Annotated in this window: 27 protein-coding genes and 1 other RNA gene; 16 read left to right on the forward strand and 12 right to left on the reverse strand. The window is 68.0% G+C overall.

Annotated elements, in window-relative coordinates; all coding sequences use genetic code 11:
* Positions 1-79: 79 nt before the first annotated feature.
* Positions 80-1,408 carry a Xaa-Pro dipeptidase gene (pepQ, locus tag NR101_RS05070; RefSeq protein ID WP_256776029.1) on the forward strand — a complete coding sequence of 443 codons (1,329 nt, stop codon included), beginning with the start codon at positions 80-82 and terminating at the stop codon, positions 1,406-1,408.
* Between the two features lie 155 nt (positions 1,409-1,563).
* Here pepQ and NR101_RS05075 read toward each other — a convergent pair whose 3' ends face one another.
* A complete protein-coding gene (locus NR101_RS05075; RefSeq protein WP_256776075.1) occupies positions 1,564-2,889 on the reverse strand; it encodes an aminopeptidase P N-terminal domain-containing protein in 1,326 nt (441 codons plus the stop codon).
* Between the two features lie 7 nt (positions 2,890-2,896).
* Complete coding sequence (locus NR101_RS05080; RefSeq protein WP_256776028.1) at positions 2,897-3,445, reverse strand: UPF0149 family protein; 549 nt, start codon at positions 3,443-3,445, stop codon at positions 2,897-2,899.
* 199 nt (positions 3,446-3,644) lie between these two features.
* On the opposite strand from NR101_RS05080, the gene NR101_RS05085 reads away from it, so the two are divergent.
* From NR101_RS05085 to NR101_RS05120, 8 genes are all read left to right on the forward strand, one after another.
* Complete coding sequence (locus NR101_RS05085; protein ID WP_038686482.1) at positions 3,645-3,866, forward strand: TIGR02449 family protein; 222 nt, start codon at positions 3,645-3,647, stop codon at positions 3,864-3,866.
* Positions 3,863-4,159, forward strand: a complete 297-nt coding sequence (locus NR101_RS05090) for a cell division protein ZapA (RefSeq protein ID WP_256776027.1) — start codon at positions 3,863-3,865, stop codon at positions 4,157-4,159. Before NR101_RS05085 ends, NR101_RS05090 begins: the two co-directional genes overlap by 4 nt.
* Positions 4,160-4,356: 197 nt before the next feature.
* Positions 4,357-4,541, forward strand: a non-coding RNA gene (gene ssrS / locus NR101_RS05095) — 6S RNA.
* A gap of 79 nt (positions 4,542-4,620) precedes the next feature.
* Entirely contained in the window at positions 4,621-5,226 is a 606-nt protein-coding gene (locus NR101_RS05100) for a 5-formyltetrahydrofolate cyclo-ligase (RefSeq protein ID WP_256776026.1), read from the forward strand.
* Between the two features lie 12 nt (positions 5,227-5,238).
* Positions 5,239-5,715 carry an EVE domain-containing protein gene (locus NR101_RS05105; RefSeq protein ID WP_256776025.1) on the forward strand — a complete coding sequence of 159 codons (477 nt, stop codon included), beginning with the start codon at positions 5,239-5,241 and terminating at the stop codon, positions 5,713-5,715.
* 28 nt (positions 5,716-5,743) lie between these two features.
* Positions 5,744-6,391: a ribose-5-phosphate isomerase RpiA gene (rpiA, locus tag NR101_RS05110; protein ID WP_256776024.1), complete on the forward strand. Its 648-nt coding sequence runs from the start codon at positions 5,744-5,746 to the stop codon at positions 6,389-6,391.
* 52 nt (positions 6,392-6,443) lie between these two features.
* On the forward strand, positions 6,444-6,893 hold the full coding sequence (locus NR101_RS05115) for a DUF192 domain-containing protein (RefSeq protein ID WP_256776023.1): 450 nt from the start codon (positions 6,444-6,446) through the stop codon (positions 6,891-6,893).
* A 157-nt stretch (positions 6,894-7,050) separates the two neighbouring features.
* Positions 7,051-7,896: a tetratricopeptide repeat protein gene (locus NR101_RS05120; protein ID WP_256776022.1), complete on the forward strand. Its 846-nt coding sequence runs from the start codon at positions 7,051-7,053 to the stop codon at positions 7,894-7,896.
* A gap of 116 nt (positions 7,897-8,012) precedes the next feature.
* Here NR101_RS05120 and NR101_RS05125 read toward each other — a convergent pair whose 3' ends face one another.
* Complete coding sequence (locus NR101_RS05125) at positions 8,013-8,204, reverse strand: rubredoxin (RefSeq protein WP_256776021.1); 192 nt, start codon at positions 8,202-8,204, stop codon at positions 8,013-8,015.
* Positions 8,205-8,276: 72 nt separating this feature from the next.
* Between NR101_RS05125 and thiE the strand changes: the two genes are divergently transcribed.
* Together thiE and hemL are read left to right on the forward strand one after the other, a co-directional pair.
* Positions 8,277-8,912 (forward strand): thiamine phosphate synthase, encoded by a 636-nt coding sequence (gene thiE / locus NR101_RS05130; protein WP_256776020.1) that lies wholly within the window; start codon positions 8,277-8,279, stop codon positions 8,910-8,912.
* A gap of 16 nt (positions 8,913-8,928) precedes the next feature.
* Positions 8,929-10,218 carry a glutamate-1-semialdehyde 2,1-aminomutase gene (hemL, locus tag NR101_RS05135; RefSeq protein WP_256776019.1) on the forward strand — a complete coding sequence of 430 codons (1,290 nt, stop codon included), beginning with the start codon at positions 8,929-8,931 and terminating at the stop codon, positions 10,216-10,218.
* Positions 10,219-10,325: 107 nt separating this feature from the next.
* Here the strand turns inward: hemL and azu are convergent, their stop codons facing one another.
* Positions 10,326-10,772 (reverse strand): azurin, encoded by a 447-nt coding sequence (azu, locus tag NR101_RS05140; protein WP_256776018.1) that lies wholly within the window; start codon positions 10,770-10,772, stop codon positions 10,326-10,328.
* Positions 10,773-10,896: 124 nt separating this feature from the next.
* Here azu and NR101_RS05145 point away from each other — a divergent pair, with 124 nt between their 5' ends.
* On the forward strand, positions 10,897-11,508 hold the full coding sequence (locus NR101_RS05145) for an HAD-IA family hydrolase (protein WP_256776074.1): 612 nt from the start codon (positions 10,897-10,899) through the stop codon (positions 11,506-11,508).
* Between the two features lie 60 nt (positions 11,509-11,568).
* Here the strand turns inward: NR101_RS05145 and NR101_RS05150 are convergent, their stop codons facing one another.
* Positions 11,569-12,798 carry an acetylornithine transaminase gene (locus tag NR101_RS05150; RefSeq protein ID WP_256776017.1) on the reverse strand — a complete coding sequence of 410 codons (1,230 nt, stop codon included), beginning with the start codon at positions 12,796-12,798 and terminating at the stop codon, positions 11,569-11,571.
* A gap of 64 nt (positions 12,799-12,862) precedes the next feature.
* On the opposite strand from NR101_RS05150, the gene NR101_RS05155 reads away from it, so the two are divergent.
* A complete protein-coding gene (locus NR101_RS05155; RefSeq protein ID WP_256776016.1) occupies positions 12,863-13,735 on the forward strand; it encodes an ion transporter in 873 nt (290 codons plus the stop codon).
* Positions 13,736-13,819: 84 nt separating this feature from the next.
* On the opposite strand, the gene NR101_RS05160 is transcribed toward NR101_RS05155, so the two are convergent.
* Positions 13,820-14,770, reverse strand: a complete 951-nt coding sequence (locus NR101_RS05160) for a YiiG family protein (RefSeq protein WP_256776015.1) — start codon at positions 14,768-14,770, stop codon at positions 13,820-13,822.
* Between the two features lie 89 nt (positions 14,771-14,859).
* A complete protein-coding gene (locus tag NR101_RS05165; protein WP_256776014.1) occupies positions 14,860-15,678 on the reverse strand; it encodes an NAD(P)-dependent oxidoreductase in 819 nt (272 codons plus the stop codon).
* 108 nt (positions 15,679-15,786) lie between these two features.
* On the opposite strand from NR101_RS05165, the gene NR101_RS05170 reads away from it, so the two are divergent.
* Positions 15,787-16,473, forward strand: a complete 687-nt coding sequence (locus tag NR101_RS05170) for a hypothetical protein (protein ID WP_256776013.1) — start codon at positions 15,787-15,789, stop codon at positions 16,471-16,473.
* Between the two features lie 7 nt (positions 16,474-16,480).
* Here NR101_RS05170 and NR101_RS05175 read toward each other — a convergent pair whose 3' ends face one another.
* Together NR101_RS05175 and NR101_RS05180 are read right to left on the reverse strand one after the other, a co-directional pair.
* The gene (locus tag NR101_RS05175) at positions 16,481-16,975 is read right to left on the reverse strand and encodes a DUF2867 domain-containing protein (RefSeq protein ID WP_256776012.1); all 495 of its coding nucleotides are present in this window, start codon (positions 16,973-16,975) and stop codon (positions 16,481-16,483) included.
* Positions 16,976-16,986: 11 nt separating this feature from the next.
* Positions 16,987-17,649 (reverse strand): serine/threonine protein kinase, encoded by a 663-nt coding sequence (locus NR101_RS05180; protein ID WP_256776011.1) that lies wholly within the window; start codon positions 17,647-17,649, stop codon positions 16,987-16,989.
* A 102-nt stretch (positions 17,650-17,751) separates the two neighbouring features.
* Between NR101_RS05180 and NR101_RS05185 the strand changes: the two genes are divergently transcribed.
* The gene (locus tag NR101_RS05185; RefSeq protein WP_256776010.1) at positions 17,752-19,752 is read left to right on the forward strand and encodes a bifunctional DedA family/phosphatase PAP2 family protein; all 2,001 of its coding nucleotides are present in this window, start codon (positions 17,752-17,754) and stop codon (positions 19,750-19,752) included.
* A gap of 170 nt (positions 19,753-19,922) precedes the next feature.
* On the opposite strand, the gene NR101_RS05190 is transcribed toward NR101_RS05185, so the two are convergent.
* The 3 genes from NR101_RS05190 to NR101_RS05200 all read right to left on the reverse strand — a co-directional run bounded on the left by NR101_RS05190 (position 19,923) and on the right by NR101_RS05200 (position 22,761).
* Positions 19,923-20,501 carry an LON peptidase substrate-binding domain-containing protein gene (locus NR101_RS05190; protein WP_256776009.1) on the reverse strand — a complete coding sequence of 193 codons (579 nt, stop codon included), beginning with the start codon at positions 20,499-20,501 and terminating at the stop codon, positions 19,923-19,925.
* A gap of 13 nt (positions 20,502-20,514) precedes the next feature.
* Positions 20,515-21,879, reverse strand: coding sequence for a UDP-N-acetylmuramate:L-alanyl-gamma-D-glutamyl-meso-diaminopimelate ligase (mpl, locus tag NR101_RS05195; protein WP_256776008.1), 1,365 nt, complete (start codon positions 21,877-21,879; stop codon positions 20,515-20,517).
* Between the two features lie 318 nt (positions 21,880-22,197).
* On the reverse strand, positions 22,198-22,761 hold the full coding sequence (locus tag NR101_RS05200) for an adenylate kinase (protein ID WP_256776007.1): 564 nt from the start codon (positions 22,759-22,761) through the stop codon (positions 22,198-22,200).
* A gap of 141 nt (positions 22,762-22,902) precedes the next feature.
* Between NR101_RS05200 and NR101_RS05205 the strand changes: the two genes are divergently transcribed.
* Positions 22,903-24,159, forward strand: coding sequence for a 6-phosphofructokinase (locus tag NR101_RS05205; RefSeq protein WP_256776006.1), 1,257 nt, complete (start codon positions 22,903-22,905; stop codon positions 24,157-24,159).
* Positions 24,160-24,206 lie beyond the last annotated feature (47 nt).

A 24,206-nucleotide genomic window follows, 5' to 3' on the forward strand; every position in this document is an offset into this window, starting at 1 on the left:
CCGGTTCCGGCACAGCGCGCCGGAGCCGATTGCGGCAGAATCAGGGGCTGCATTCCGCACTGTCGAACGAGCCCCCGCGATGAACCAGCCAGACCTCGGCGCCCTGTATTCCCACCACGTCAGCGTGCTGCGCCAGCGCGCCGACGAAGCGCTGGCACGCGGCGGCTTCGATCATCTGGTGGTCCCCAGCGGCACCCAGCACTACCAGGTGTTCGATGACCGCGACTACCCGTACGCGGTCAACCCGAACTTCAAGGCCTGGCTGCCGCTGACCAAGCTGCCCAACAGCTGGCTGGTGTACACCCCGGGCCAGCGCCCGAAGGTGATCTTCTTCCAGCCGTTCGATTACTGGCACGTGGTGCCCGACGCGCCCAACGGCTGGTGGGTGGAACACGTCGACATCGAGATCATCCGCACCGCCGAGCAGGCGCTGGCGCTGCTGCCCAAGGACCCGGCGCGGTGCGCGATCCTGGGCGAGCCGCAAAGCACGCTGGGCGCCTTCGTGCCGAACAATCCCGAGCCGGTGCTGCACTACCTGGATTGGCAGCGTGGCTACAAGACCCCGTACGAAATCGCCCTGATGCGCCAGGCCCAGCGCCTGGGCGTGCGCGGTCACCGCGCCGCCGATGCTGCGTTCCGTGCCGGCGCCAGCGAGTTCGAGATCCACATGGCCTACTGCGCCGCGGTCGGCCAGGACGCCAATGAGTTGCCCTACGGCAACATCATCGGTCTCAACGAACATGCCGCCGTGCTGCATTACACCGACCTCGGCCGCAGCGCGCCGACGCCGCTGCGCAGCTTCCTGATCGATGCCGGCGCCAGTGCCTACGGCTACGCCAGCGACATCACCCGCACCTACGCGGCCGCCGGGCACGACGAGTTCCAGGCGATGATCGACGCGGTCGACGCCGCCCAGCAGCAGATGGCGGCCGGCGTACGGGCCGGCGTGGACTACAAGCAGCTGCACGTGGACGCGCACCTGTCGCTGATGGGCATCCTCAAGGACTTCGGCGTGCTCAAGGTGTCGCCGGAAGCGGCGCTGGCCACCGGCGTCAGCGCAGCCTTCTTCCCGCACGGGCTGGGCCACTTGATCGGCCTGCAGGTGCACGACGTCGCCGGCTTCGCCGCCAGCGACCGCGGCGGCCGCATCGAGCGCCCGCAGGGCCACCCCTACCTGCGCCTGACCCGCGTGCTGGAACCGGGGATGGTGGTCACCATCGAGCCGGGCGTGTACTTCATCGACATGCTGCTGGACGAAGTGAAGCAGGCCGGCAACGGCGACAGCATCGACTGGGCGCGGGTCGATTTCTTCCGGCCCTACGGCGGCATCCGCATCGAAGACGAGGTGCTGTGCACCGAGGCCGACGCCGACAACCTGACCCGCCCGGCATTCGCGGCCGCCGATTGAGGGATGGGTCCCGGCCAGTGGCCGGGACCACCGTGCCGCATGACCCGCGTAGCGCCACCCCATGGGTGGCTGCTCCTGAATCCGGCATCGCGCGCAGCCACCCATGGGGTGGCTCTACCCGCGCGCAGGAACCGCGAACACGCCCGGTAGTGCCGTCAGCGCGAGGCCATCGCCTCTTCAATCTCATCGGCGCTGCGCGCCAACGCCGCGGTCAGCACCCGGTGGCCGTCCTCGGTGATCAACACGTCGTCCTCGGTACGAATGCCGATGCCGCGCCAACGCGCTTCCACGCCGCGGTCGTCAGCGGACACGTACAGACCCGGCTCGATGGTGAACACCATGCCCGGCTCCAGCATGCGCGAGTCGCCGGCCAGGCGGTAATCGCCCACGTCGTGCACGTCCAGCCCCAGCCAGTGTCCGGTCTTGTGCCGGTAGAAACGCTGGTAGTGACCTTCGGCGATGTTCTCTTCCAACGTGCCCTTCAGCAGTCCCAGCCGCAGCAGGCCTTCGGTCAGGGTCTGCACCGCGGCCAGGTGACCAGCCTCATAGGCAATGCCCGGCTGCGCCTGGGCCAGCGCCGCCGCCTGCGCCGCGCCGACCAGGTCGTGCAGCGCGCGCTGCTCCGCACTGAAACGGCCGTTCACCGGGAAGGTGCGGGTGATGTCGCTGGCGTAGCCGCGGTACTCGGCACCGGCATCGATCAGCACCAGGTCGCCATCGCGCGAACGCGCGCTGTTGTCGCGGTAATGCAGGATGCAGCCGTTGGCGCCGGTGCCCACGATGCTGCTGTAGGCCGCGCACGCATCGTTGGCGCGGAACTCCCGTTCCAGATCGGCCTGCAGCTCGTACTCGTGGATGCCCGGCCGGGCCACGCGCATCGCCACCGCGTGCGCCTGCACGCTGATGTCGGCAGCACGCTGCATCAACGCGATCTCGGCGCTGGACTTGAACAGCCGCTGCTCGTGCAGCAGGTGGCCCAGTTCCAGGAATTCATGCGGCGGCTGCGCGCCGTGGCGGACCTGCGCGCGTACCTGGTTGACCCAGCCGATCAGCTTGAGGTCGAAGTCGGCATCGCGCCCGAAGTGGTAGTACACCCGCGAGCGCCCTTCCAGCAGCCCGGGCAGGATCTCGTCCAGATCGTCGATCGGGTACGCATCGTCCATCCCGTACTGCGACACCGCGCCTTCCTGGCCGGCGCGCGCGCCATCCCAGGCCTCGCGACCGGCATCGCGCTCGCGACAGAACAGGATCACCTCGCCATGGCGCCGGCCCGGGATCAGCACCAGCACCGCGTCCGGCTCCGGGAAGCCGCTGAGGTACCAGAAATCGGAGTCCTGGCGGAACGGATAATGCGTGTCCAGGCTGCGCACCCGCTCGGACGCGGCCGGCAGCACCAGGATCGCATCGTCGCCGGCCATCTCCATCAACTGGCGGCGGCGACGGGCGTATTCGGCGGCGGAGATGCCGGTCAGCTGCCGGATATCCATCTCAGTTCAGGCGCTGCCGGTGACGTGCCGCCATCACGCAGTCGCCGTGCAGCAGCAGGACCGCCACGCGGACGAACTCTTCGATCTCGGCCAGCGCGTCTTCGTCGTCATCGTTGCCGCTTTCGAAGTCTTCGCTGGAGGCCTGGGCCAGCTTGGCCAGGTCACTCAGGGCTTCTTCGCCCTCTTCGGACAGCGGCGGACGCTGACCACCCGCGCCCAGACCGAAGCCACCCAGGAACGCCCGCGCCCAGGTGAACAGCGCATCGGCCTGCGCGGCGGTATCGGCGTCATCGCTCAGCAGCAGTTCGAAGGCGAAGTCGCGATCCTCCAGCTGCGCCACGCTGGCGCTCAGCAGCCGCGACAGCGCATCGCCGTCGGTCGGCAGCGGCAGGTTGTCGTCGGCCAGCACCCGCGCCGGCCACTCACGCACCGGCGCACCGCCCGCGGACAGCCAGCCGCACAGGCCACCATGCAGTTCGGCGGCAGTGGCGCCCAGGCCCAACGCCTGGCTGGCCTGGTTTACGTCATCGACACTCGGAAGTTCGGTCATCTTGGGGCTCGATCGGAAAAAGGTGCCAGCAGCCCCGGTAGGCGGCGCTCTGGCAGCCTCACAGTGTAGCAATCCGCCCGCCCGCATCGGGTCGTGATCGCCGCGCGGGGCGCTACCGACCGGGACCGGGGGCCAGCCGCCGCAGGCCCCGTCATTATTCGCTTGACCGCCTCCACCGCCCTTGCCTATCGTGCCGGTCATGGAACCTTCCGACGCCATCACCCAATTGCAGGCCTTCGCCGCCCGGGTGGAGGCGTTGCTGGAGCGCAACCAGCGCCTGGCCGAGGAAAACCGCAGCCTGCGCCACCAGCAGGAACAACTGGTGGCCGAGCGCTCCCAGCTGCTGGCCAAGAACGAACAGGCCCGCTCCCGGGTCGAAGCGATGATCACCCGCCTCAAGTCCCTGGAGCAGCACACATGAGCCAGACCGAACCGGTCAGTGTCCGCATCCTGGACCGTGAATACACCGTGGGCGTGGGCGCGGAGGAACGCGAGATCCTCACCGCCGCCGCGCGCCTGCTGGACGCGAAGATGCGCGAGATCCGCGGCAGCAACCGGATGGCTGCCGTGGACCGGGTGGCCGTGCTGGCCGCGTTGAACCTGGCCCACGAACTGCAGCAGCTGCGCGATGAACATGCGCGCCAAGGCGTCGCCCTGCAGCAGACGCTGGCCGATCTGAACCGGCGGCTGGACCGGGCGATCGACGGGGCGTGAGCAGCCGACCAACGGTCGGCTCTACCGGGATCATTGGCACGTGGGCGTGAGCAGCCGACCAACGGTCGGCTCTACGGGGTTCCACGCGATGTTTCATTGCACGCGGCCATCGCATCGTCGTCATCGATCTGAATTTCCCTGCAATCGGACCGACGAACGGCCTATCGCCCGGCGCGTGCTTGGCTATAATGGCGACGCGTTCTCTGCTGTGAACGACGGCGTGTGCAAACATTCGCCTTGTCCCTTAATTACGACCACGGGTGCGCGACGGCGCCGGGAGTGCAAGTCCGCCTTGTAGCGGGAAGCCCGAAGGAGTCCCAGCGTACCCACTTGAACCCCGGGTTCAAGGTCGTTTCGCACGCATCGTCACCGCGGAGAATGCAGTCTTCCTGCAAGAGCGACGCCCCTTCGGGACGTCGCTCTTGTTTTATCCGCGCCCGCACCACGCCCCGGACCCAGGCATGACCGACCCGCGCTCCGCACTGCGCCAGCAGTTGCGCCAACGCCGCCGAGACATCCCCGCCGCGCAGCGTCTGGCCGCGGCCGAGCAACTGGCCGAAGGCCTGCTCCAGCTTCCGTTCGCACCCACCCAGGGCTTCGTTGCCGGCTACTGGGCGATGGATGGCGAGATCGCGCTGCACCGCTGGCAGATGCAGTTGCCGCCAGCGCTGCAGTACTGCCTGCCGATCCTGGCCGGCGACACCCTGCGGTTTGCGCCCTGGCGCCCCGGCCAGGCACTGACCAGCAACCGCTACGGCATTCCCGAACCCGATCTCGCGCCCGAGGCCACGCTGGCCCCGGAGCAGATGGCGCTGGTGGTCGCCCCACTGGTCGGCTTCGATGCGCTGGGCCGGCGCCTTGGGATGGGAGGCGGCTGGTATGATCGCAGCTTCGCATTCCGCCACCAGCGCCCGGCCCCGCCGTGGCTGGTCGGGGTCGGCTTCTCGGTCCAGCAGGTCGATGACCTGCCGGTGCAGCCCTGGGACGTCGCGGTGGATGCGATCTGCACCGAAGCGACCACCACCCTTGTTCCCGTGCCGGCCGATGGCCGGTACCTCCCGCGATAGACAGATAGACGGATGACCGCACGCAAGCGCTACTGGCTGATGAAGTCCGAACCGGACGCCTTTTCCATCGATGATCTGCAGCGCGTGGGCCGTGAGCCCTGGAATGGCGTGCGCAACTACCAGGCGCGCAACTTCATGCGCGACGGCATGAAGGTCGGCGATGGTGTGCTGTTCTACCACTCCAACACCAAGGTGCCGGGCATCGTGGGGATCGCCACCGTGGCCAGCGAGGCCTACCCGGACGATACCCAATTCAACCCGAAATCCGACTACTACGACCCCAAGGCCACCCGCGAAGAACCGCGCTGGATGCTGGTGGACGTGGCCTTCGAGCGCAAACTGCACGACACCATTTCACTGGACGAGATCAAGCTGCATGCCGATGCGCTGGGTGAAGGTTTCCCGCTGACCGCGCGCGGCAACCGTCTCTCGATCCTGCCGGTGACCGCAGCGCAGTGGAAGCTGCTGCTGTCGCTGGAAAAACACTGATCCCCTTTTCCCTCAAGAGTTTCCCGCCATGTCCGAAGCCAAGCGCCTGGCTGCCGAAAAAGCCCTGGAATACGTCGAAGACGGCATGATCGTCGGGGTCGGCACCGGCTCCACCGTCGCCTACTTCATCGACGGCCTGGCCCGTATCAAGCACCGCATCAAGGGCACCGTGTCCAGCTCGGAGCAGAGCACCGCCCAGCTGAAGTCGCACGGCATCGAGGTGATGGAACTCAACCACACCGGCAACCTGTCGCTGTACGTGGACGGTGCCGACGAGTGCGACGGCAACAAGTGCCTGATCAAGGGCGGCGGCGCCGCGCTGACCCGCGAGAAGATCATCGCCGAGGCCAGCGAGCGCTTCGTGTGCATCATCGACCCGAGCAAGCAGGTGCCGGTGCTTGGCCGCTTCCCGCTGCCGGTGGAAGTGATCCCGATGGCACGCAGCCTGATCGCGCGCCGGATCATGGAAATGACCGGCGGCCAGCCGGCCTGGCGCGAAGGCGTGGTCACCGACAACGGCAATGCGATCCTGGACATCCACCACCTGGAGATCACCGATCCGGTCAAGCTGGAGCGCGAGCTCAACCAGCTGCCCGGCGTGGTCAGCGTGGGCCTGTTCGCCCGGCGCCCGGCCGATGTGGTGATCATCGGCGGACAGCCGCCCAAGGTGTTCTGATTCCGTGGCCGGCCAGCGATGGCCGGCCTTTTTTCCTTCCGAGGTAGACCCGATGTCGTTGATCCGCCTGCTGCCACTGCTGCTCCTGATGTCCCTGACCGGCTGCGCCAGCACCGGCGCCCGCCACTGGGTGGAACTGGGCGGTGCCCGTTACCAGGTGGAACTGGCCACCGATGACGCCAGCCGCGCACGCGGATTGATGTTCCGCGACCAGATGCCCGCCGACCACGGCATGCTCTTCCTGCACGAGCGCGAAGAGCTGCAGGCGTACTGGATGAAGAACACGAAGATCGCACTGGACATCCTGTACTTCGACGACCAGCGCCACCTCGTCAGCCAGCAGCGCGACGTGCCGCCGTGTTCGGCCGGCGACCGCTGCCCGCCCTATCCCAGCAGCGGCCCGGCCCGCTACGTGCTCGAACTCAACGCCGGCCAGGCCGAAAAGCTCGGCCTGAAGGACGGCACCGAGATCACCTTCGGCCCGGGCATCGCCGACCGCTGACACCGCGCCCCCGCCCGGGGTAGAGCCGACCGTTGGTCGGCCGCCCCTGGCCCTCCTCAACGCTCCCGCTCAGCCGACCAACGGTCGGCTCTACCGGCGGGCGTGATCCGGCGCTGAAGCCCTTGAAACCGGCTGCGTTTGTCGCCAGTCTGTAGCCATGCAGGGGCAGATAACATTGCCGACGTGGGATTCACTGGCCGAGCTGGACGACGAGGCGTTGCCGCTGTTGGCCACCGCGCTGCTGATTGCCCGCGACGAGTACCCCGACCTGGACCCGAAGGTCTACGACGCGCTGCTGCAGAGCCATGCCGACCACCTGCGCACCGAGGTGGACACGATCGAGCATTGGCCGCTGAAGATCGCCGCGGTCAACCGCCATCTGTTCGACGAACTCGGCTACGGCGGCGACCACGGCGAGTATTACGACCCGCGCAACAGCTATCTCAACCAGGTATTCGAACGCCGCCTGGGCAACCCGATCTCGCTGGCGCTGGTGCAGATGGAAGTCGCGCGCCGGCTCGGCATTCCGCTGGACGGGGTGTCCTTCCCGGGGCATTTCCTGGTCCGGCTGCCGGTCGATGACGGAATGCTGGTGATGGACCCGTTCAACGGCGGGCGCCCGCTGGATGTGGAAGAACTGCGCGAGCGCGCGCGCTCGCACCTGGGCGGGGAAACCCCGGACGACCATGTGCTGGCGCAGATTCTGGATGCAGCGCCGGCGCGCGCGATCCTGATGCGCATGCTGCGCAACCTGCACGGCGTGTACGTGGAACGCGGCGAATGGGACCGCGCCGCGCGCAGCGCCGATCGCCTGCTCAAGCTAGCGCCGGAACAGGACGACGCCCTGCGCGATCGGGGCCTGGCCTACCTGCACCTGGACTACCAGGCCGGCGCGCACCGCGATCTGGCCCTGTACCTGCAGCGCAATGGGCAGGCCACCGACGCGCAGTGGGTGCGCGAGCAGCTGGTGGAGATCGGCGGACGGGCGCCACGGTTGCATTGAGGGATTCGGTTGCCGAGCGCGGCTCGGCACTACCGGGGGACCGGGACGTTGGTCGCGTAGCGCCGAGCCATGCTCGGCTGCTTTCCCTTGCAGGCCAAGGATTTACACGGCTGCCCTCAATCGACTTCGACCATCTCGAAATCGTCCTTGGTCACGCCGCAATCCGGGCAGGTCCACGTATCGGGAATGTCTTCCCAGCGGGTGCCCGGCGCGATGCCCTCCTCCGGCAAGCCCTCTTCTTCCCTGTACAGGAAGCCGCAGACAACGCACATCCAGGTGCGGAAAGTGGTGGCGGTGGCGTCGGTCATTGGATAATCACGGTTGGACAAGAACTGGCGATGGCCATTGTCCCACTCCCGTCGTGCTACCGGTAGCCACCGATGAATCCTGCTTCAGCCTCCCCTGCACGCCCGCGTGGCGTCTACCTGATCACGCCTGACGAGCCCGACACTGCGCGGCTGCTGGCGCGCACTGCGCCGCTGCTCGCCGCCGGCGCGACCTGGCTGCAGTACCGCAACAAGACTGCCGACACGGCGTTGAAACAGGCCCAGGCCATCGCCCTGCAGGCGCTGTGCGCCCAGCACGGGGTGCCGCTGATCATCAACGACGACCCGCTGCTGGCCCAGGCCGTGGGCGCTGCCGGCGTGCACCTGGGCGGTACCGATGGCGACATCGGCGCCGCGCGTGCACTGCTCGGGCCGGAGGCCATCATCGGCGCGTCCTGCTACGACCAGCTGGCCAATGCCGAACGGGCCGTGGCCGCCGGGGCCAGCTACGTGGCCTTCGGCGCGTTCTTCCCGACCACCACCAAGGTCACTTCCAGCCGCGCCACCGTCGACCTGCTGCGGCAAAGCGCCGCACTGGGCGTGCCGCGGGTGGCGATCGGCGGGCTGAGCCCGGACAATGTCGGACCCATCATCGAGGCCGGTGCCGATCTGGTCGCCGTAGTCAGCAGCGTGTTCGCCGCCGCCGACCCGGTCGCCACCCAGCGCGCCTTCCTCGCCCAGTTCCCGTAATACCCCAGGACACCCCATGAACCACGACCAGTCCCACGCCCTGTTCACCCGCGCCCAGAAGCTTCTACCGGGCGGCGTCAACTCGCCGGTGCGCGCGTTCAAGTCGGTCGGTGGCGAGCCGTTCTTCGTGGAGCGGGCCGATGGCCCGTATCTGTACGACGTCGACGGCAACCGCTACATCGACTACGTGGGTTCGTGGGGCCCGATGATCGTTGGCCACAACCATGCCAGCGTGCGCCAGGCGGTCAAGCACGCGATCAACAACGGCCTGTCCTTTGGCGCGCCGTGCGAAGCCGAAGTGGTGATGGCTGACACCCTCACCCGCCTGATCCCGTCATGCGAGATGGTGCGCATGGTCAACTCCGGCACCGAAGCGACGCTGTCGGCGATCCGCCTGGCGCGCGGCGCCACCGGCCGCAACCGCATCGTCAAGTTCGAAGGCTGCTACCACGGCCACGGCGACTCGTTCCTGGTCAAGGCCGGCAGCGGCATGCTGACCCTGGGCGTACCGACCTCACCGGGCGTGCCGGCCGGCCTGAGCGAGCTCACGCTCACCCTGCCCTACAACGATGTCGACGCGGCCACCGCGCTGTTCGCCGAACAGGGCGAGCACATCGCCGGCCTGATCATCGAACCGGTGGTCGGCAACGCCAACTGCATCCCGCCGCGCGAGGGCTACCTGCAGCACCTGCGCGCGCTGTGCACGCAGTACGGCGCGCTGCTGATCTTCGACGAAGTGATGACCGGTTTCCGCGTCGCCCTCGGCGGTGCGCAGGCGTACTACGGCATCACCCCGGACCTGACCACCTTCGGCAAGATCATCGGCGGCGGCATGCCGGTGGGCGCCTATGGTGGCCGTGCCGACCTGATGTCGCAGATCGCCCCGGCCGGCCCGATCTACCAGGCCGGTACGCTCAGCGGCAATCCGGTGGCGATGGCGGCCGGCCTGGCGATGCTGGAGCTGGTGCAGGCACCGGGTTTCCACGACCGCCTGGGCGCCGCCAGCGCGCGCCTGTGCGCCGGCCTGGAAGCCGCCGCCGCCGACGCCGGCGTGGCGGTGACCACCAATCAGGTCGGGGGCATGTTCGGGCTGTTCTTCACCGACCAGAAAGTGGAGACCTATGCGCAGGCTACGTCCTGCGACATCACGGCATTCAACACCTTCTTCCACGCGATGCTCGAGCGCGGCGTGTTCCTGGCGCCGTCGGCGTACGAAGCCGGCTTCATGTCCAGCGCGCACGATGACAGCATCATCGACGCAACCCTCGACGCGGCACGCGAGGCGTTCAAGGTGGTCAAGGGCTGAGCCTCTGCGACCGGTAGCGCCACGCCATGCGTGGCTGCTGTTCGATCCGGCATTGCGTGCAGCCACCCATGGGGTGGCTCTACCCATGCCATCCCGGCAGCTACGCCTCAGCCGAAAACGAATCGGCCCTTCATCATCGCGAAGTGGCCCGGGAACGAGCAGAAGAACGTGTAGTCACCGCCCTTGGCCAGCTTGGCCGTGGCGAAGGTGACGCTGGTGCTCTGCCCCCCGCCGATCACCGCCGTATGGGCCAGCACCCGTGCATCGCCCTTGGGCAGGTAGCTGTCGGCCGGGGTCATGCGCATGCCGGCCATCGCCACCGGCTGGTAATCCGCGCTGCGGGTCAGCACCCAGTTGTGGCCCATCGCGGTGGCGGCCAGCTTGCCGGTGTGGCGCAGGGTCAGCTTCACCTGCGTGCAGTCTGCGCCGACCTTGATCTCCTTCTGGCTGAAGCTCATCTGGTCGGTGCTGTCGATGTTGACCGCGCACACGCGGGCATGGGCAGCCGGGGCCAGCATCAGGCCGGCGAGCAACACGGGGGCAAGCAGTTTCACGGCGATCTCCAACAATCAGTCCGGAGATTCTAGACAGCCGCTTGGCCGCCCACCTGCGACGCGATGTCGCAGCGGTCACCCGGAGTGGGTTACGGTCGACGCTGGACCTGGACGAATGTTGCTGATGCCGGTTGCCGTGGACTGCCTGCTGCTGGATTTCGATGGGGTGCTGGTGCGCCATGCGCGCCACCTGCGCGTGCGTCACCTTGCCGCCAGCACCGGCCGCAGCGCCGCACAGGTGCAGGCGGCGTTGTTCGACAGTGGGCTGGAGCAACAGCATGATGCCGGGCTGGACAGCGCGCTGTATCTGCAGCAACTGGGTGCTGCATTGGATACCACGGTGAGCGTCGCGCAATGGCAGGACGCACGCATTGCCGCCTCATCGCCGCAGGCAGGCGTGATCGAACGCATCGAGCGCATCGCGCATGAGCTGCCGATCGCCATCCTGACCAACAACGGCGCGCTCATGGCCCAGACCATCCCGCGCATCCTCCCCACCCTGGCCGAGGCCTTGAACGGGCGCATCCTGTGCAGCGGCGCGCTCGGTGGACGCAAACCGGACCCGGCCGTGTTCGTGCAGGCCATGACGCTGCTTGGCGCACGCGCCGAGCGCACGCTGTTCATCGATGACCTGTTCGTCAACGTACGCGGTGCGCGGCAGGCAGGGTTGCACGCGGAAACGGCGACCGACAGCCGCAGTATCGGCAAGGTGTTGAAGCGCTACGGGCTGGCGTAGAGCCGACCGTTGGTCGGCCGCGTTCGCCCAAAGACAACAGCAGCCGACCGAGGGTCGGCTCTACCGCGAGGCGATGAAGGATTGCACCGCAGCCCGCAGGCGCTTCAGGCCTTCGGCGATCTCTTCATCGGTGATGTTCAGCGCCGGCACGAAGCGCAGCACGTCAGGACCGGCCTGCAGGGTCAGCAGGCCGTGTTCGGCGGCATGGTCCAGGATCGCCCCGGCCTGGCCGGCGAAGTCCCGGTCCAGCACCGCGCCCAGCATCAGGCCGCGGCCACGAACCTGGCTGAACACCTTGAACTCGTCGTTGATCCGGCCCAGCCCATCGTGCAGCGCCTGCGACTGGCGGCTGACGTTGTGCGCGATCTCCGGCGAGGACAACTTGCGCAGTGCCACGCGCGCCACCGCCGCGGCCAGCGGATTGCCGCCGAAGGTGGTGCCGTGCGCGCCGAACTGCATCACCTCGGCCACCTTGGGACCGGCCAGCATCGCGCCGATCGGGAAACCGCCGCCCAGCGCCTTGGCCAGGGTCACGATGTCCGGCTTGATGTTGTCCTGCCAGTGCGCGAACAGGGTGCCGGTGCGGCCCATGCCTACCTGGATCTCGTCGAGCACCATCAGCGCGTCGTGCTGGTCGCACAGGGCGCGGATGCGCTGCATGAAGCCCGGCTTGGCCGGCATCACCCCGCCCTCGCCCTGGATAGGCTCGAGCATGACCGCGGCCACGTCGCCGGCGGCCATCGCGGTTTCCAGCTGCACCTCATCGTTGAAATCGACGTAGCGGAAGCCACCGGGCAGCGGCTCGTAGCCTTCCTGGTACTTGGGCTGGGCGGTGGCGGTCACCGCGGCCAGGGTGCGGCCGTGGAAGCTGCCGCGGAAAGTCACGATCACCCGCTGATGGGCCGGACGTCCCTGCGAGGAGGCCCACTTGCGCACCAGCTTGATCGCCACTTCATTGGCTTCTGCGCCGGAATTGCACAGGAACACCCGCTCGGCAAAGCGCGAGGAAGTGACCAGTTCTTCGGCCAGGCGCAGCGGCGGCTCGCTGTAGAACACATTGCTGGTGTGCCACAGCTTGCCGGCCTGCTCGATCAGTGCAGCGGTCAGGTCCGGGTCGTTGTGGCCCAGGCCGCACACGGCGATGCCGGCGGCCAGGTCGATGAATTCACGGCCCTGGTTGTCCCAGACGCGCGCGCCCTGGCCGCGTTCGAGCACCACCTGGCGCGGTTTGTAGACCGGCAGGTAGTAATGCGACAGGGACAGGAGCGGATCGGTGGCGGCGGCGGTCATGGCAGTCAGGGGGGTCAGGGAAGGCCCATTCTCGCGCTTCCACCGGCTGGGGCACAATGCGCCCATGCGACCGTTCAGTGCCCCCCAGCTCAATCCCGCGACAGAGACCGGCTGGCGCCGGACCTGGTTCGACATCATCTACCGCCACGACACCCGGCCCTCGCGCAATTTCGACCTGCTGCTGGTCTACGCGATCATCGCCAGCGTGCTGGTGGTCATGTTCGACAGTGTGCAGCGCTTCCACATCGCCCACGCCGACTGGCTGTACGTGCTCGAGTGGGGCTTCACGATCCTGTTCACCGCCGAATACGTGCTGCGCCTGGCGGTGGTCAAGCGCCCGCTGCGCTACGCCTTCAGCGTCTGGGGGATCATCGACCTGGCCTCGATCCTGCCCACCTACCTGTCCCTGTTCATTCCCGGTGCGCAGAGCCTGCTGGTGGTGCGCGCGCTGCGCATCCTGCGCGTGTTCCGCATCCTCAAGCTGACCCGCTACATCGAAGAGAGCGGCGTGTTGATGGAATCGCTGTGGCGCAGCCGTCGCAAGGTGCTGCTGTTCCTGTTCACGGTGGTCACCATCACGATCATCGCCGGCACCCTGATGTACGTGATCGAAGGCCCCAACCACGGCTTCACCAGCATTCCCAGCAGCATGTACTGGGCGGTGGTGACGATGGCCACGGTGGGCTTTGGCGACATCGTGCCGCAGACCGTGCTCGGCCGCTTCGTCACTTCGGTGCTGATCCTGATCGGCTACAGCATCATCGCCGTACCCACCGGCATCTACACCGCCGAACTGGCCAGCACCATGCGCGAGGCCGAGCACGCCGCCCGGCGTGATGCCCGCGGCTGCCCGCACTGCGGGCTGGAAGGACACGAGCCGGATGCGCTGCATTGCCGCCATTGCGGCGGGAAACTGCCGCCGGTGTTCAACGCCTGAGCCCTTCAGGCACGCGCGCGGCGGGGCGTTCACCGCCCCGCCGCGTTGACGCCGTCGTCGCCGACAGCGACGTGGCACTGCGCCTTAGCGCGACAGCTGGTTGCTGGCGTCGACCAGATCGTTGTAGCTGTCGGTCACCGCTTCGGCCGAGCCCTGCGGGTTACCGATGCGGCCACCGCCCTGCATCAGGATCTGCTCGCTGCGGGTCAGCGGCTTGTTTTCCTGCAGGCGCTCCACGCGACGACCGGCATCCCGGGCCAGCCCATCGGCAGCGCGCTCCAGGTGGCCCCACATCGCATCGCCCTTACCGATCTTGTCGTCCTGGGCCTGCTTCAGCAGGGCCTGGAAGGCGGCCAGCTGCGTGCGTGCCACGGCCAGGTCCGGCGTGTCGGCCGTCAACAGCGCCACCAGCTGTTTGGCATCGCCCACGATCCGGAGCTGGTAGTACGACGCCGAGCGCCCTTCGGCCGCCTCGATCTCCTTCAGCTGGGCGTGACGGCGCTCGTCTTCGCGCTTCTCCAGCGCGGCATCCAGCGCATCGCTGGCATCGAAGAATGCCATGTACGCCTGCATCAGCGGGCCGTGCTGGGTGCGCATGCCGGCGTGGTCGTCGCGCAGGTAGTCCTCGCGGGTGTAGTAGCGGTCGGTCTGTTCGATCAGCGCGTACAGGTCAACGAAGCGCTGCTGGTAGGCGCGCGCAGGCGGGTCCAGCGCGGCATCGGCCGGGGCCATCGCCAGCGCCGCCACCATCGGCTCATTGCACAGCGCGACGCGGTGCGACAGCACCATGCCCGGCCCGCGCACGTGCGTCTCCTTGCCGGTCGGGCCCGCCTTCGGATCCTGCATCCAGCCGGTGTACTGCTGGAAGCCTTCGTGGATGGGCTGCTCCACCGCGTTGAAACACGCGACGTAAGCATTCACCTTCTCAACGCCCTCGGTATCGGCGGCGTGCGAGGGGCCTTTGCTGCAGGCGCCGAGCAGGCCGATGACGGCGATGGCGGCGGCGAGCGATGCACTTCGTTTGCGATGGGACATTCAACAGACCAGACAAAAGGGGGCACGCACAGTAGCAGTTGCGCGTGCAGCCTTTGTCGACGACCCGGCCCTGCGGCGGCGCCGCAGGCTCAATCCAGGAACAGATCGGGCAGCAGCGGTCGCGACGGATCCACCGCGTAGCCGCTCAGGTCGGTGATACCGGCCTGCGCCAGTACCTCGTCATCAAGCAGGAACTGCCCGCTGAAACCGGCCGCATCGCGGGTCAGTACCGCATGCGCGGCATCGGCCAGGATCTGCGGCGTGCGGCAGCCGTTGATGTCCACGCCGGGAATCATGTTGACCGCATCGGTGGCGATGATCGTGCGTGGCCACAACGCGTTGACCGCCACGCCCTGGGGCCCGAACTCGGCGGCCAGGCCCAGGGTGACGAAGCTCATGCCCATCTTGGCCAGCGTGTAGCCGGTATGCGGCCCCCACCATTTCGGGTCCAGGCTTGGCGGCGGCGCCAGGGTGAGGATGTGCGGGTTGGGCGCCTGCAGCAGATACGGCAGGCAGGCCTGCGCGCACAGGAAGCTGCCACGCGAATTGACCTGCTGCATCAGGTCGAAGCGCTTCATGGGGGTATCCAGCGTGCCACGCAGCCAGATCGCGCTGGCGTTGTTGACCAGAATGTCGATGCCGCCAAAGGTGTCCACCGTCGCGGCGACCGCCGCGCGCACCTGGTCTTCCTCGCGGATGTCGCACTTCAGTGCCAGGCCCTGGCCACCGGCAGCGGTGACCGCCTCGACGGCGCTGTGGATGGTGCCGGGCAGCTTCGGGTTGGGCACCGCCGACTTGGCCGCGATGGCCACGTTGGCACCGTCGCGCGCCGCGCGCAGGGCGATGGCCAGGCCGATGCCGCGCGAGGCGCCGGTAATGAAGAGGGTCTTGCCTTGCAGACTGGCCATTGTCCGTTGCTCCTGCGCAATCGTTGATGGGGCAGTATGCCGCGCCCACGCAGAGTTCACCGCTTCTTGACGATAGTGTCCTCCGGTCACCGCTGCGAGGTACTTACCATGCGCCGTTCCCGTTGCCTGCTGCCTGTCCTGGGCCTGCTCCTGATGACCACGGCCTGCCAGGGCGATTCCTCCGCTCCTGCCCCGATCATGTCCAACGGCGCGACTGCCGCCGCCCCAACGCCGCCTGCCGACGGCGCAGTGCGCTGGAGCCGGGCGGTGGTATGGAGTGGCGATCTGAACAGCTGTCGCCAGGGCGAGGCCGCCGCGTCCCGCGACTGCCTGATCAAGGCGATGCAGAGCGGTGGCGCCGGCCCCGATGCAGTGCGTGCCGCCGAGCAGCTGTCCAGTGGCGGCGAACTTGCCTTCGTTACCGCCTGGCATGAACACGACGGCATCGGCGTGGCCACGGTGGCGTATCCGTTCCGCGCCAACACCAATGAAGGCACGCGCCTCATCGATGCAAGCGGCAACCGCATCGATGTGGACACCGTGCAATGGGACGATGCCCTGCGTGCCGATCCCGGCGTGCAGGCGCTGTTGCAGGCCCATCCGCAGGCGACGCCCTTCGCACCGGCGCAGGCGGATGGCAGCACGCCGCTGGACGGCGGCGGCGTGCGTCTGCTGTATCGCACGCCGCTGCGTGACTGCCACGCCTGCGCCAACGAAGGGCAATTGCAGATCGGCTATGACTTTGATGCCAAGCGAAATTTCATCGGTCAGCAGGTGGTGCCGGTGACACCGTGAAGTGGCGTCACCCCGCGTAGGTGCGTACCTGCCGCCGCAACAGATGCGGCACGATCCACCGATGCACCGGCGCGACCGGCAGCATGTACAGCCGCCCAAACGCGTTATGGGTGTGCACCACCGTGGCGATCTCCAGCAGATCGCCACGCCATTGCAGCGCCAGCTGCACGCGCAGGTGGCGGTCGTCATCTTCCAGCACGATCGCATCGGGCGTGCACAGTTGCACGGTGAAGATGCCGAGCCGGTCACCCGGCCGTGGATCAACGCTGTCGGGCACCGCACGCAGCGAGCCCAAATCCTTCATGCCGAGCAGGCGCATGCCGCCGTTGCGTATGGCCATCAGCCCATCGAACGAGCCCGGCACCGTCGCGGCCATGTCCTGGTAGGCCTGCAACGCCGAACGTCGCGCGCGCGGCGCTACCGCCTGGCAGGCGTGTACGAAGTCGGCGCCGGGCAGCTGCGCATGCAGCACGTTGCCGGCGTCCAGCGGCACCACGCTCACCCCCGGCGTCCTCACGGCTTGGGGCCCTGCCCCTCGTTGTCTTCCCAGTGCAGGATCTTCCGCGTAACGAAGCGGTACACCGGCTTGCCGGTGCGGAACCACAGATCGCGCACCCACGAGGTGCGCTTGAGCAGGCGCTTCTCGACCGGGGTGAGCTGTTCACGACAGTACATGCGCTTGTGCTTGAGCAGGTGGCGCAGATCTTCGCGCGCCAGCAGGCGCATCCAGCGCGAGCGCGGGTTGCCGATCACCGCCAGCTGAAAATCGATCAGGGCCGGCGAACCGTCCTCGCGCACCAGCCAGTTGGCTTCCTTGGCCAGGTCGTTGTGCGCGATGCCATGCCGATGCACGCGCTGCAACAACCGACGCGCGGCACGGAAGTAGGCCAGGTCGCCGCGCGGCGGGCGCTGGTACATCGCATCGCCGGCCATGAAGCTGCGGTCCAGCCAGCGGCCGTTCCAGGCCAGCAGCGCCGGGGTGTCGGCCATGCCGTCCAGGTGGGCCAGCGCGCGCGCTTCACGCCGGGCCAGCCACCACGCCGGCAGCCGCAGCCACCACGGGGTGGCCTCCAGGTCGCGGCGGACAAAACGATGGCCGTCCTGCTCGATCAGCAGAATGCGGCCGAAGCTGTCGGCCTTGAGGGCGTGCGGGGCGGGATCGGGGGCGCGGTTCATCGCGCCATTCTAGGCGCGTGATCGCCTGCGATCACTGCAGATGTCCGACATTGACCGGCCTTGGCCGGCAGTCAGTCACCTTCACACCTCTATAATCGGGCGATGGACTCGTCATGGATCGATGCCACGCTTGCGTGGATCTCAGCTCACCCCGTGCTTGCCGGTGCGGTCATCTTCCTCATTGCCTTCTGCGATGCGGTCATCGTGCTGGGCGCGATCGTGCCGGCGTTGCCGCTGCTGTTCGCGGTGGGCGTGTTCATCGGCCTTGGCCAGATTTCCGGTCCCTATGCGGTGGCGTGCGCGGCGCTGGGCGCCTTCGCCGGCGATGGCCTGAGTTACTGGGTGGGCCGGCGCTGGGGCGATCGTCTACGGGGTTTCTGGCCTTTCAGCAAATACCCGCAGCTGCTCGACCGTGGCGAGACGATGTTCCGCCGCAATGCCTTCAAGAGCATCCTGGTGGCGCGGTATGTCGGCGCGATCCGTCCGTTCGTGCCGGCCATCGCCGGCATGATGAACATGCCGATGTCGCGCTACATCCAGGCCAGTGGCATCGCCAGCCTGTCGTGGGCGGTGCTGTTCCTGGCCCCGGGCTGGGTGCTGGGCGAGGCCTACGACACGGTCGCGGCGGTCGCCGGCCGGCTGGTGATGGTGCTGGGCCTGGTGGCGGTGGTGATGGGCGCGGTCTGGGCGATCGTGCTGTACAGCTATCGCTGGTCGGCCTCGCGCATGGACAGCTGGCTGGCCACGCTGCTGCGCTGGTCGCAGCGCCATCCCACCCTGGGCCGCTATTCGGTGTCGGTGTTCGATCCGCAGCGGCGTGAATCGGTGCCGCTGGCGATGCTGGCCCTGATGCTGCTGTTGCTGGGCTGGTGCTGGTTCGCGCTGTTGATGGCGGTGGTCGCCCACGGCGAACCGCTCCGCCTGGACCTGGCCGTGCACGACGCCATGTTGGCGCTGCGCAACCCGTTGGCCGACTACCCGATGGCTGCACTGGCCTCGCTCGGCGCGTGGCAGGTGCTGCTGCCGGCCACCGCCGCCGGCATGGGGTACCTGGTCTGGCGTCGACGCTGGATGGCCGCCGCGCATTGGCTGGCCGCCCTGGCCTTCGGCCTGGCACTGTGCAAGCTGCTCGGCGCCACCGTGCACGTGGTGCGCCCGCCCGATGCCAGCAGTGGCTTCGGCTTTCCGTCGGTGTCGGTGACCATGGCCACCATCACCTTCGGCTTCTTCGCGGTGTTGATCGCGCGCGAGCTGCCCGGGCGCACGCGCGTGTGGCCGTACCTGCTGTCGGGCATCATCGTCAGCCTGATCGGCTTTGCGCGTATCTATCTGGGCGCGCATTGGCTGAGCGATGTAATCGGCGGCATGCTGTTCGGCATTTTCTGGCTGCTGGTGCTGGGCATCGCGTACCGCCGCCGCTTCAACCGGTCGTTCTGGGTCAAGCCGGTGGCGTGGCTGTTCTACGGCGTCTTCGCGATCAGCGCGCTGTGGTATGCGCCGCGCAACATTCCGGTCAAGCTCGCCCGCTTCGAACCGGCGCAACCGGCGCCGGTGGACATGGCCTCCACCGCCTGGTGGCAGGACGACTGGAAGCAGCTCCCGTCGCGTCGCAACGAGTTCGACGATGACCAGCGCTGGCCGCTGGACGTGCAGGTGGCCGGGCCGCTGGCGCCGCTGCAGCAGCGCCTGGAACGCCAGGGCTGGCGGGTGCAGCCGCAGGCCGGTTGGCAACAGGCGCTGCTGATGCTGGACAAATCGGCCAAGCCGGAGGAAGTGCCGGTGCTGCCGGCGACGCTGGATACCCAGGTCGAATCGCTGCTGATGCTGCGCGCGGGCAATGCGCCCAACGAGATCTTCGCGCTGCGGCTGTGGCCGGCGCCGGCACGTCTGCAGCCGGGCGATGCGCCGTTGTGGTTGGGCAGCGCGCAGACGCTGCACTACCAGCAGCATTTCCACCTGATCGGGATGTGGCGCCCGCTGCGCGGCATCGACCCATCGTTGAACGCGGTGCGCGAGGCGCTCGATGGCCTGCCGCAGCAGGTGGACACCCATCCGGAAACGCAGATGCCGGTGCTGCGGGTGCGTACGCCAGCGGCGGAGTAATCCACGCGTCGTTCGGGCGCGTTCGCGCCGACCAGCACGGTGAACGCATCAGCGCAGCCGGCGACGCCTTCGATCGCCGCTCATGCCATCGGTGAACGTTGCGCGGTCATCGGTGGTCGATCGGGATGCGACCCTACCGCTGCACTTGGAGGGAGCACGTCGCTCGGCCCTTAGGGCATCCAGCCCAGCAGGTCTTCCAGTCGTTGATGCGGGTCATCGTGCTGCAGCAGCTGCAGCCGCTGCGGCTCTTCCAGCGGCAGCAGTTCGGCCAGCCGCCAGCCTACCCAGGCGGCCTGTTCCAGCTGCGCCGGGTGGGTGGGCGCGAAGGCCGTGCCGGCCTGCTCGATGATGTGCTCCAGCACCGTGGCCAGCAGCGCATGCTCGGGCCGCAGTTCGTCGTCGTGGTCGGGCGTACTCCATGCCACGTCGGCCAGGATCAGGCCGTTGTCGCGCACCCGCGTGCGCAGCACGTGGAAGCGGCGCTGGCCCCGCAGGCGCAGTACCAGCACGCCATCGGGGCCGACGTCGAAGTCCTCGATCCGCGCCTCTACGCCGTAAGCCGCCGGCAATGCCGGTCGCCCCACTTCGTCGCCATCGAGGATCAGGCAGATGCCGAACGTGGACTCCTGCCGGCTGCATTCGCGCAGCATGTCCAGGTAACGGCGCTCGAACACGCGCAGGCCCAGCCGCGCGCCGGGCAGCAGCACCGCGTGCAGGGGAAACAGGGGCAGCGAAACGGTCTCGGTCATGGCGTGCACCGACTCATCCCTGCTGCAGCTGCGCCAGGAAGCGGCGCGGCGCGCCGTCGAAACCGCCGTTGGACATGAACACCACGTGGTCGCCGGGCCGCGCGATGTCGCCCAGCTGCGCCAGCAGGGCATCGGTATCAGCCACCGCATGGGCTTGGCCACGCACGGCGGCGATCACCCCGGCCGTATCCCAGGCCAGTTCCGGGCGGTGCAGGAACACCACCGCGTCAGCCAATGCCAACGACGGTGCCAGGGCCTGCGCATGCGCGCCCAGCCGCATCGAGTTGCTGCGCGGCTCCATCGCCACCACGATCCGCGCATCGCCCACCTTGGCGCGCAGGCCTTCCAGCGTGGTGTGGATGGCGGTGGGGTGATGGGCGAAATCGTCGTAGACGGTGATGTCGTGCGACTGTCCGATCACTTCCAGGCGGCGCTTGACGCTGCGGAAGCGCGCCAGCGCAGGGATCACCGTGGCCAGCTCCACGCCCACCGCATGCGCGGCGGCCAGCGCGGCCAGGCCGTTGAGCACGTTGTGCCGGCCCAGCAACGGCCACCGCACCTCGCCCACGCGCTGTCCGCGATGGTGCACCACGAAGGCGCTGCCATCGGCGTTGATCAGTTCGGCATGCCATTCCAGCGACGCATCGAAACCGAAGCGCTCTACCGGGGTCCAGCAGCCCATCGCCAGCACCTCCGCCAGGTAAGCGTCCTCGCCGTTGACGATCAGGCGCCCACGCGCGGGCACGGTGCGGACCAGGTGATGGAACTGGCGCTGGATCGCGGCCACGTCCGGAAAAATGTCGGCGTGGTCGTACTCGAGGTTGTTGAGGATCGCCACCAGCGGCCGGTAGTGCACGAACTTGCTGCGCTTGTCGAAGAAGGCGGTGTCGTACTCGTCGGCCTCGACCACGAACTCACGCCCCTGCCCCAGTCGCGCCGACACGCCGAAGTCTTCGGCCACGCCGCCGATCAGGAAGCCCGGCTCGCGCCCGGCGGCCTGCAGCAGCCAGGTCAGGATGGTGGTGGTGGTGGTCTTGCCGTGGGTGCCGGCGACGGCGAGCGTGTCGCGGCCCGGCAACACCTGTTCGGACAGCCACTGCGCGCCGGAAATATAGCGCTGGCCGGCGTCCAGCACCGCTTCCACCGCCGGGTTGCCGCGCGACAAGGCGTTGCCGACAATCACCGCATCGCAGTCGCCCGAAACGCTGTCGGCCCGGTAGCCCGGGTCCAGGGCGATGCCCAGCTGTTCCAGCTGGGTGGACATCGGCGGATAGATCGCCTGATCGCTGCCATGGACCGTATGGCCCAGTTCCCGCGCCAGCGCGGCCACGCCGCCCATGAAGGTGCCGGCAATACCAAGGATGTGAATCGTGCTCATGCGTTGGATTGTCGCCGATCCCCTGGGTCGTGGGCCATGGTCGGCAGACAATTCCTCATGCGCGCGCCGGAATTCAGGCGGCGGGTGTCGGGGAATCCCCGATAGCGATGTACTGTGAAGACGGACACAATGGAACCGGCCAGCCTCAGCACCCCATTGGTCCTACTCCCCAAGAGGCCATCCCCAGGGGAGCTCATGCTGCGGGGCTCTGAGCAAGCCCGTTCGCTGGCACCTCCACACCACGCGCCTGGCCCCTTCGGGGGCCGGGCGTGTGCGTTCATGGGCCAGGCAGGCGCCGCGCATGCGGCGCCGGGTGACTCAGCCGTGGATCGACGCGCGGATGCGCGCTTCCACCGCGTCCAGCTCACCGACGCCATCGACGCGAGCCAGGGTGCCGCGGCCGGCGTAGAAGTCGACCACCGGCGCGGTCTGGTCGTTGTAGACCTGCAGGCGCTGACGCACCGATTCGGGATTGTCGTCGGCGCGGCCCTGCTCGGCGGCACGGCCGGCGATGCGCTCGACCAGCAGTTCGGTCGGCACGTCCAGCTGCACCACCGCATCCAGCGGCTGGCCGATCTTGGCCAGCAGGGTGTCCAGCGCGTTGGCCTGGGCCACGTTGCGCGGGTAACCGTCGAGGATGAAGCCGTTGGCCACGTCGGCCTGGCCCAGTCGCGATTCGAGCATGCCCAGCAGGATGTCGTCGGACACCAGGTTGCCCGCGTCCATCACCGCCTTGGCCTGCTTGCCCAGCTCGGTGCCTGCGGCCACTTCGGCACGCAGCAGATCACCGGTGGAAATGTGCGCAATCGACAGGTGTTCCTTCAGGCGCGTCGCCTGTGTCCCCTTGCCCGAACCGGGCGGTCCCAACAGAACCAATCGCATCAACCTGACTCCAACTTGGTAAGAAAATGGAAGGGCGCGCGCCCCGGGATTGTCCACAATCACGCTGCACCGCAATACGCGCACTTTACCCCATACCGGTAATGTCTCTGCAATGTCCTTCCCCCAGACCAAGGTCGACCCATGTCCAAAGGTACCCTGCTCTACGCCCAGTCAGGCGGCGTCACCGCCGTCATCAACGCCACCGCCTCGGCGGTCATCAGCACCGCCCGGGCCAAGGGAATCAAGGTCTTGGCCGCGCGCAACGGCATCCTCGGCGCGCTCCGCGAGGAGCTGATCGATACCACCAAGGAATCGGCGGCGGCGATCGCCGCGCTCGCCCATACGCCCGGCGGGGCGTTCGGCTCGTGCCGCTACAAGCTGAAATCGATCGAGGCCGACCGGGCCAAATATGAGCGCCTGCTGGAGGTGCTCCGGGCCCATGACGTGCGCTGGTTCCTCTACAACGGCGGCAACGATTCGGCCGACACCGCGTGGAAGGTGTCGCAGCTGGCCAAGGCCTTCGACTACGACCTGACCTGCATCGGCGTGCCCAAGACCATCGACAACGACCTGGCGGTGACCGACACCTGCCCCGGCTTCGGGTCGGCGGCCAAGTACACGGCCGTGTCGGTGCGCGAAGCGGCACTGGACGTGGCGGCGATGGCCGAAACCTCGACCAAGGTATTCGTCTACGAGGCGATGGGCCGCCACGCCGGTTGGCTGGCGGCGGCGGCCGGGCTGGCTGGCGAAGGCCCCGATGACGCCCCGCACATCATCCTGCTGCCCGAACGCGCCTACGACGAGGCCGCGTTCCTGGCCAAGGTCAAGCAGGTGGTCGAGCGCGTGGGGCACTGCGTGGTGGTGGCCTCCGAAGGCATCCAGACCGCCGACGGCCGCTTCGTCGCCGATGCCGGCGGCGGCAAGGATTCGTTCGGGCATACCCAACTGGGCGGCGTCGCCTCGCAGTTGGCCGCACGGGTCAAGGACACGCTGGGCTACAAGGTGCATTGGACCTTGCCCGACTATCTGCAGCGCTCGGCCCGGCATATCGCCTCCAAGACCGACTGGGAGCAGGCGCAGGCGGTCGGCAAGGCGGCGGTGCAGTTCGCGCTGAAGGGCCAGAACGCGGTGATGCCGGTGATCGTGCGCGGCAGCGACAAACCGTACCGCTGGAAGATCGAGGCCGCGCCCCTGCACAAGGTGGCCAACCACGAGAAGAAAATGCCGGCCGGTTTCATCCGCAAGGACGGCTTCGGCATCACCGCCAAGGCGCGCGCCTACCTGTCACCGCTGATCAAGGGCGAAGCGCCGTTGCCCTACGGCGCCGACGGCCTGCCCAAGTACGTCACGCTGAAGAACGTGGCAGTGAAGAAGAAACTGCCTGCGTTCGAAGCGTAAACCACTGCAACAATAACGGCCGCTGGTGGGCTCCGTCGGGGATCAGG

The organism is Stenotrophomonas sp. Ste86 (assembly GCF_024519465.1).
In the GTDB taxonomy this organism is placed as follows: domain Bacteria; phylum Pseudomonadota; class Gammaproteobacteria; order Xanthomonadales; family Xanthomonadaceae; genus Stenotrophomonas.

Bases quoted from the DNA above. Each gene is read 5' to 3' on its own strand.
- pepQ (WP_256776029.1), top strand. From the start codon at position 80: ATGAACCAGCCAGACCTCGGCGCCCTGTATTCCCACCACGTCAGCGTG.
- NR101_RS05080 (WP_256776028.1), bottom strand. From the start codon at position 3,445: ATGACCGAACTTCCGAGTGTCGATGACGTAAACCAGGCCAGCCAGGCG.
- NR101_RS05085 (WP_038686482.1), top strand. From the start codon at position 3,645: ATGGAACCTTCCGACGCCATCACCCAATTGCAGGCCTTCGCCGCCCGG.
- NR101_RS05090 (WP_256776027.1), top strand. From the start codon at position 3,863: ATGAGCCAGACCGAACCGGTCAGTGTCCGCATCCTGGACCGTGAATAC.
- NR101_RS05100 (WP_256776026.1), top strand. From the start codon at position 4,621: ATGACCGACCCGCGCTCCGCACTGCGCCAGCAGTTGCGCCAACGCCGC.
- NR101_RS05105 (WP_256776025.1), top strand. From the start codon at position 5,239: ATGACCGCACGCAAGCGCTACTGGCTGATGAAGTCCGAACCGGACGCC.
- rpiA (WP_256776024.1), top strand. From the start codon at position 5,744: ATGTCCGAAGCCAAGCGCCTGGCTGCCGAAAAAGCCCTGGAATACGTC.
- NR101_RS05115 (WP_256776023.1), top strand. From the start codon at position 6,444: ATGTCGTTGATCCGCCTGCTGCCACTGCTGCTCCTGATGTCCCTGACC.
- NR101_RS05120 (WP_256776022.1), top strand. From the start codon at position 7,051: ATGCAGGGGCAGATAACATTGCCGACGTGGGATTCACTGGCCGAGCTG.
- NR101_RS05125 (WP_256776021.1), bottom strand. From the start codon at position 8,204: ATGACCGACGCCACCGCCACCACTTTCCGCACCTGGATGTGCGTTGTC.
- thiE (WP_256776020.1), top strand. From the start codon at position 8,277: ATGAATCCTGCTTCAGCCTCCCCTGCACGCCCGCGTGGCGTCTACCTG.
- hemL (WP_256776019.1), top strand. From the start codon at position 8,929: ATGAACCACGACCAGTCCCACGCCCTGTTCACCCGCGCCCAGAAGCTT.
- NR101_RS05145 (WP_256776074.1), top strand. From the start codon at position 10,897: ATGCCGGTTGCCGTGGACTGCCTGCTGCTGGATTTCGATGGGGTGCTG.
- NR101_RS05150 (WP_256776017.1), bottom strand. From the start codon at position 12,798: ATGACCGCCGCCGCCACCGATCCGCTCCTGTCCCTGTCGCATTACTAC.
- NR101_RS05155 (WP_256776016.1), top strand. From the start codon at position 12,863: ATGCGACCGTTCAGTGCCCCCCAGCTCAATCCCGCGACAGAGACCGGC.
- NR101_RS05160 (WP_256776015.1), bottom strand. From the start codon at position 14,770: ATGTCCCATCGCAAACGAAGTGCATCGCTCGCCGCCGCCATCGCCGTC.
- NR101_RS05165 (WP_256776014.1), bottom strand. From the start codon at position 15,678: ATGGCCAGTCTGCAAGGCAAGACCCTCTTCATTACCGGCGCCTCGCGC.
- NR101_RS05170 (WP_256776013.1), top strand. From the start codon at position 15,787: ATGCGCCGTTCCCGTTGCCTGCTGCCTGTCCTGGGCCTGCTCCTGATG.
- NR101_RS05180 (WP_256776011.1), bottom strand. From the start codon at position 17,649: ATGAACCGCGCCCCCGATCCCGCCCCGCACGCCCTCAAGGCCGACAGC.
- NR101_RS05185 (WP_256776010.1), top strand. From the start codon at position 17,752: ATGGACTCGTCATGGATCGATGCCACGCTTGCGTGGATCTCAGCTCAC.
- NR101_RS05190 (WP_256776009.1), bottom strand. From the start codon at position 20,501: ATGACCGAGACCGTTTCGCTGCCCCTGTTTCCCCTGCACGCGGTGCTG.
- mpl (WP_256776008.1), bottom strand. From the start codon at position 21,879: ATGAGCACGATTCACATCCTTGGTATTGCCGGCACCTTCATGGGCGGC.
- NR101_RS05200 (WP_256776007.1), bottom strand. From the start codon at position 22,761: ATGCGATTGGTTCTGTTGGGACCGCCCGGTTCGGGCAAGGGGACACAG.
- NR101_RS05205 (WP_256776006.1), top strand. From the start codon at position 22,903: ATGTCCAAAGGTACCCTGCTCTACGCCCAGTCAGGCGGCGTCACCGCC.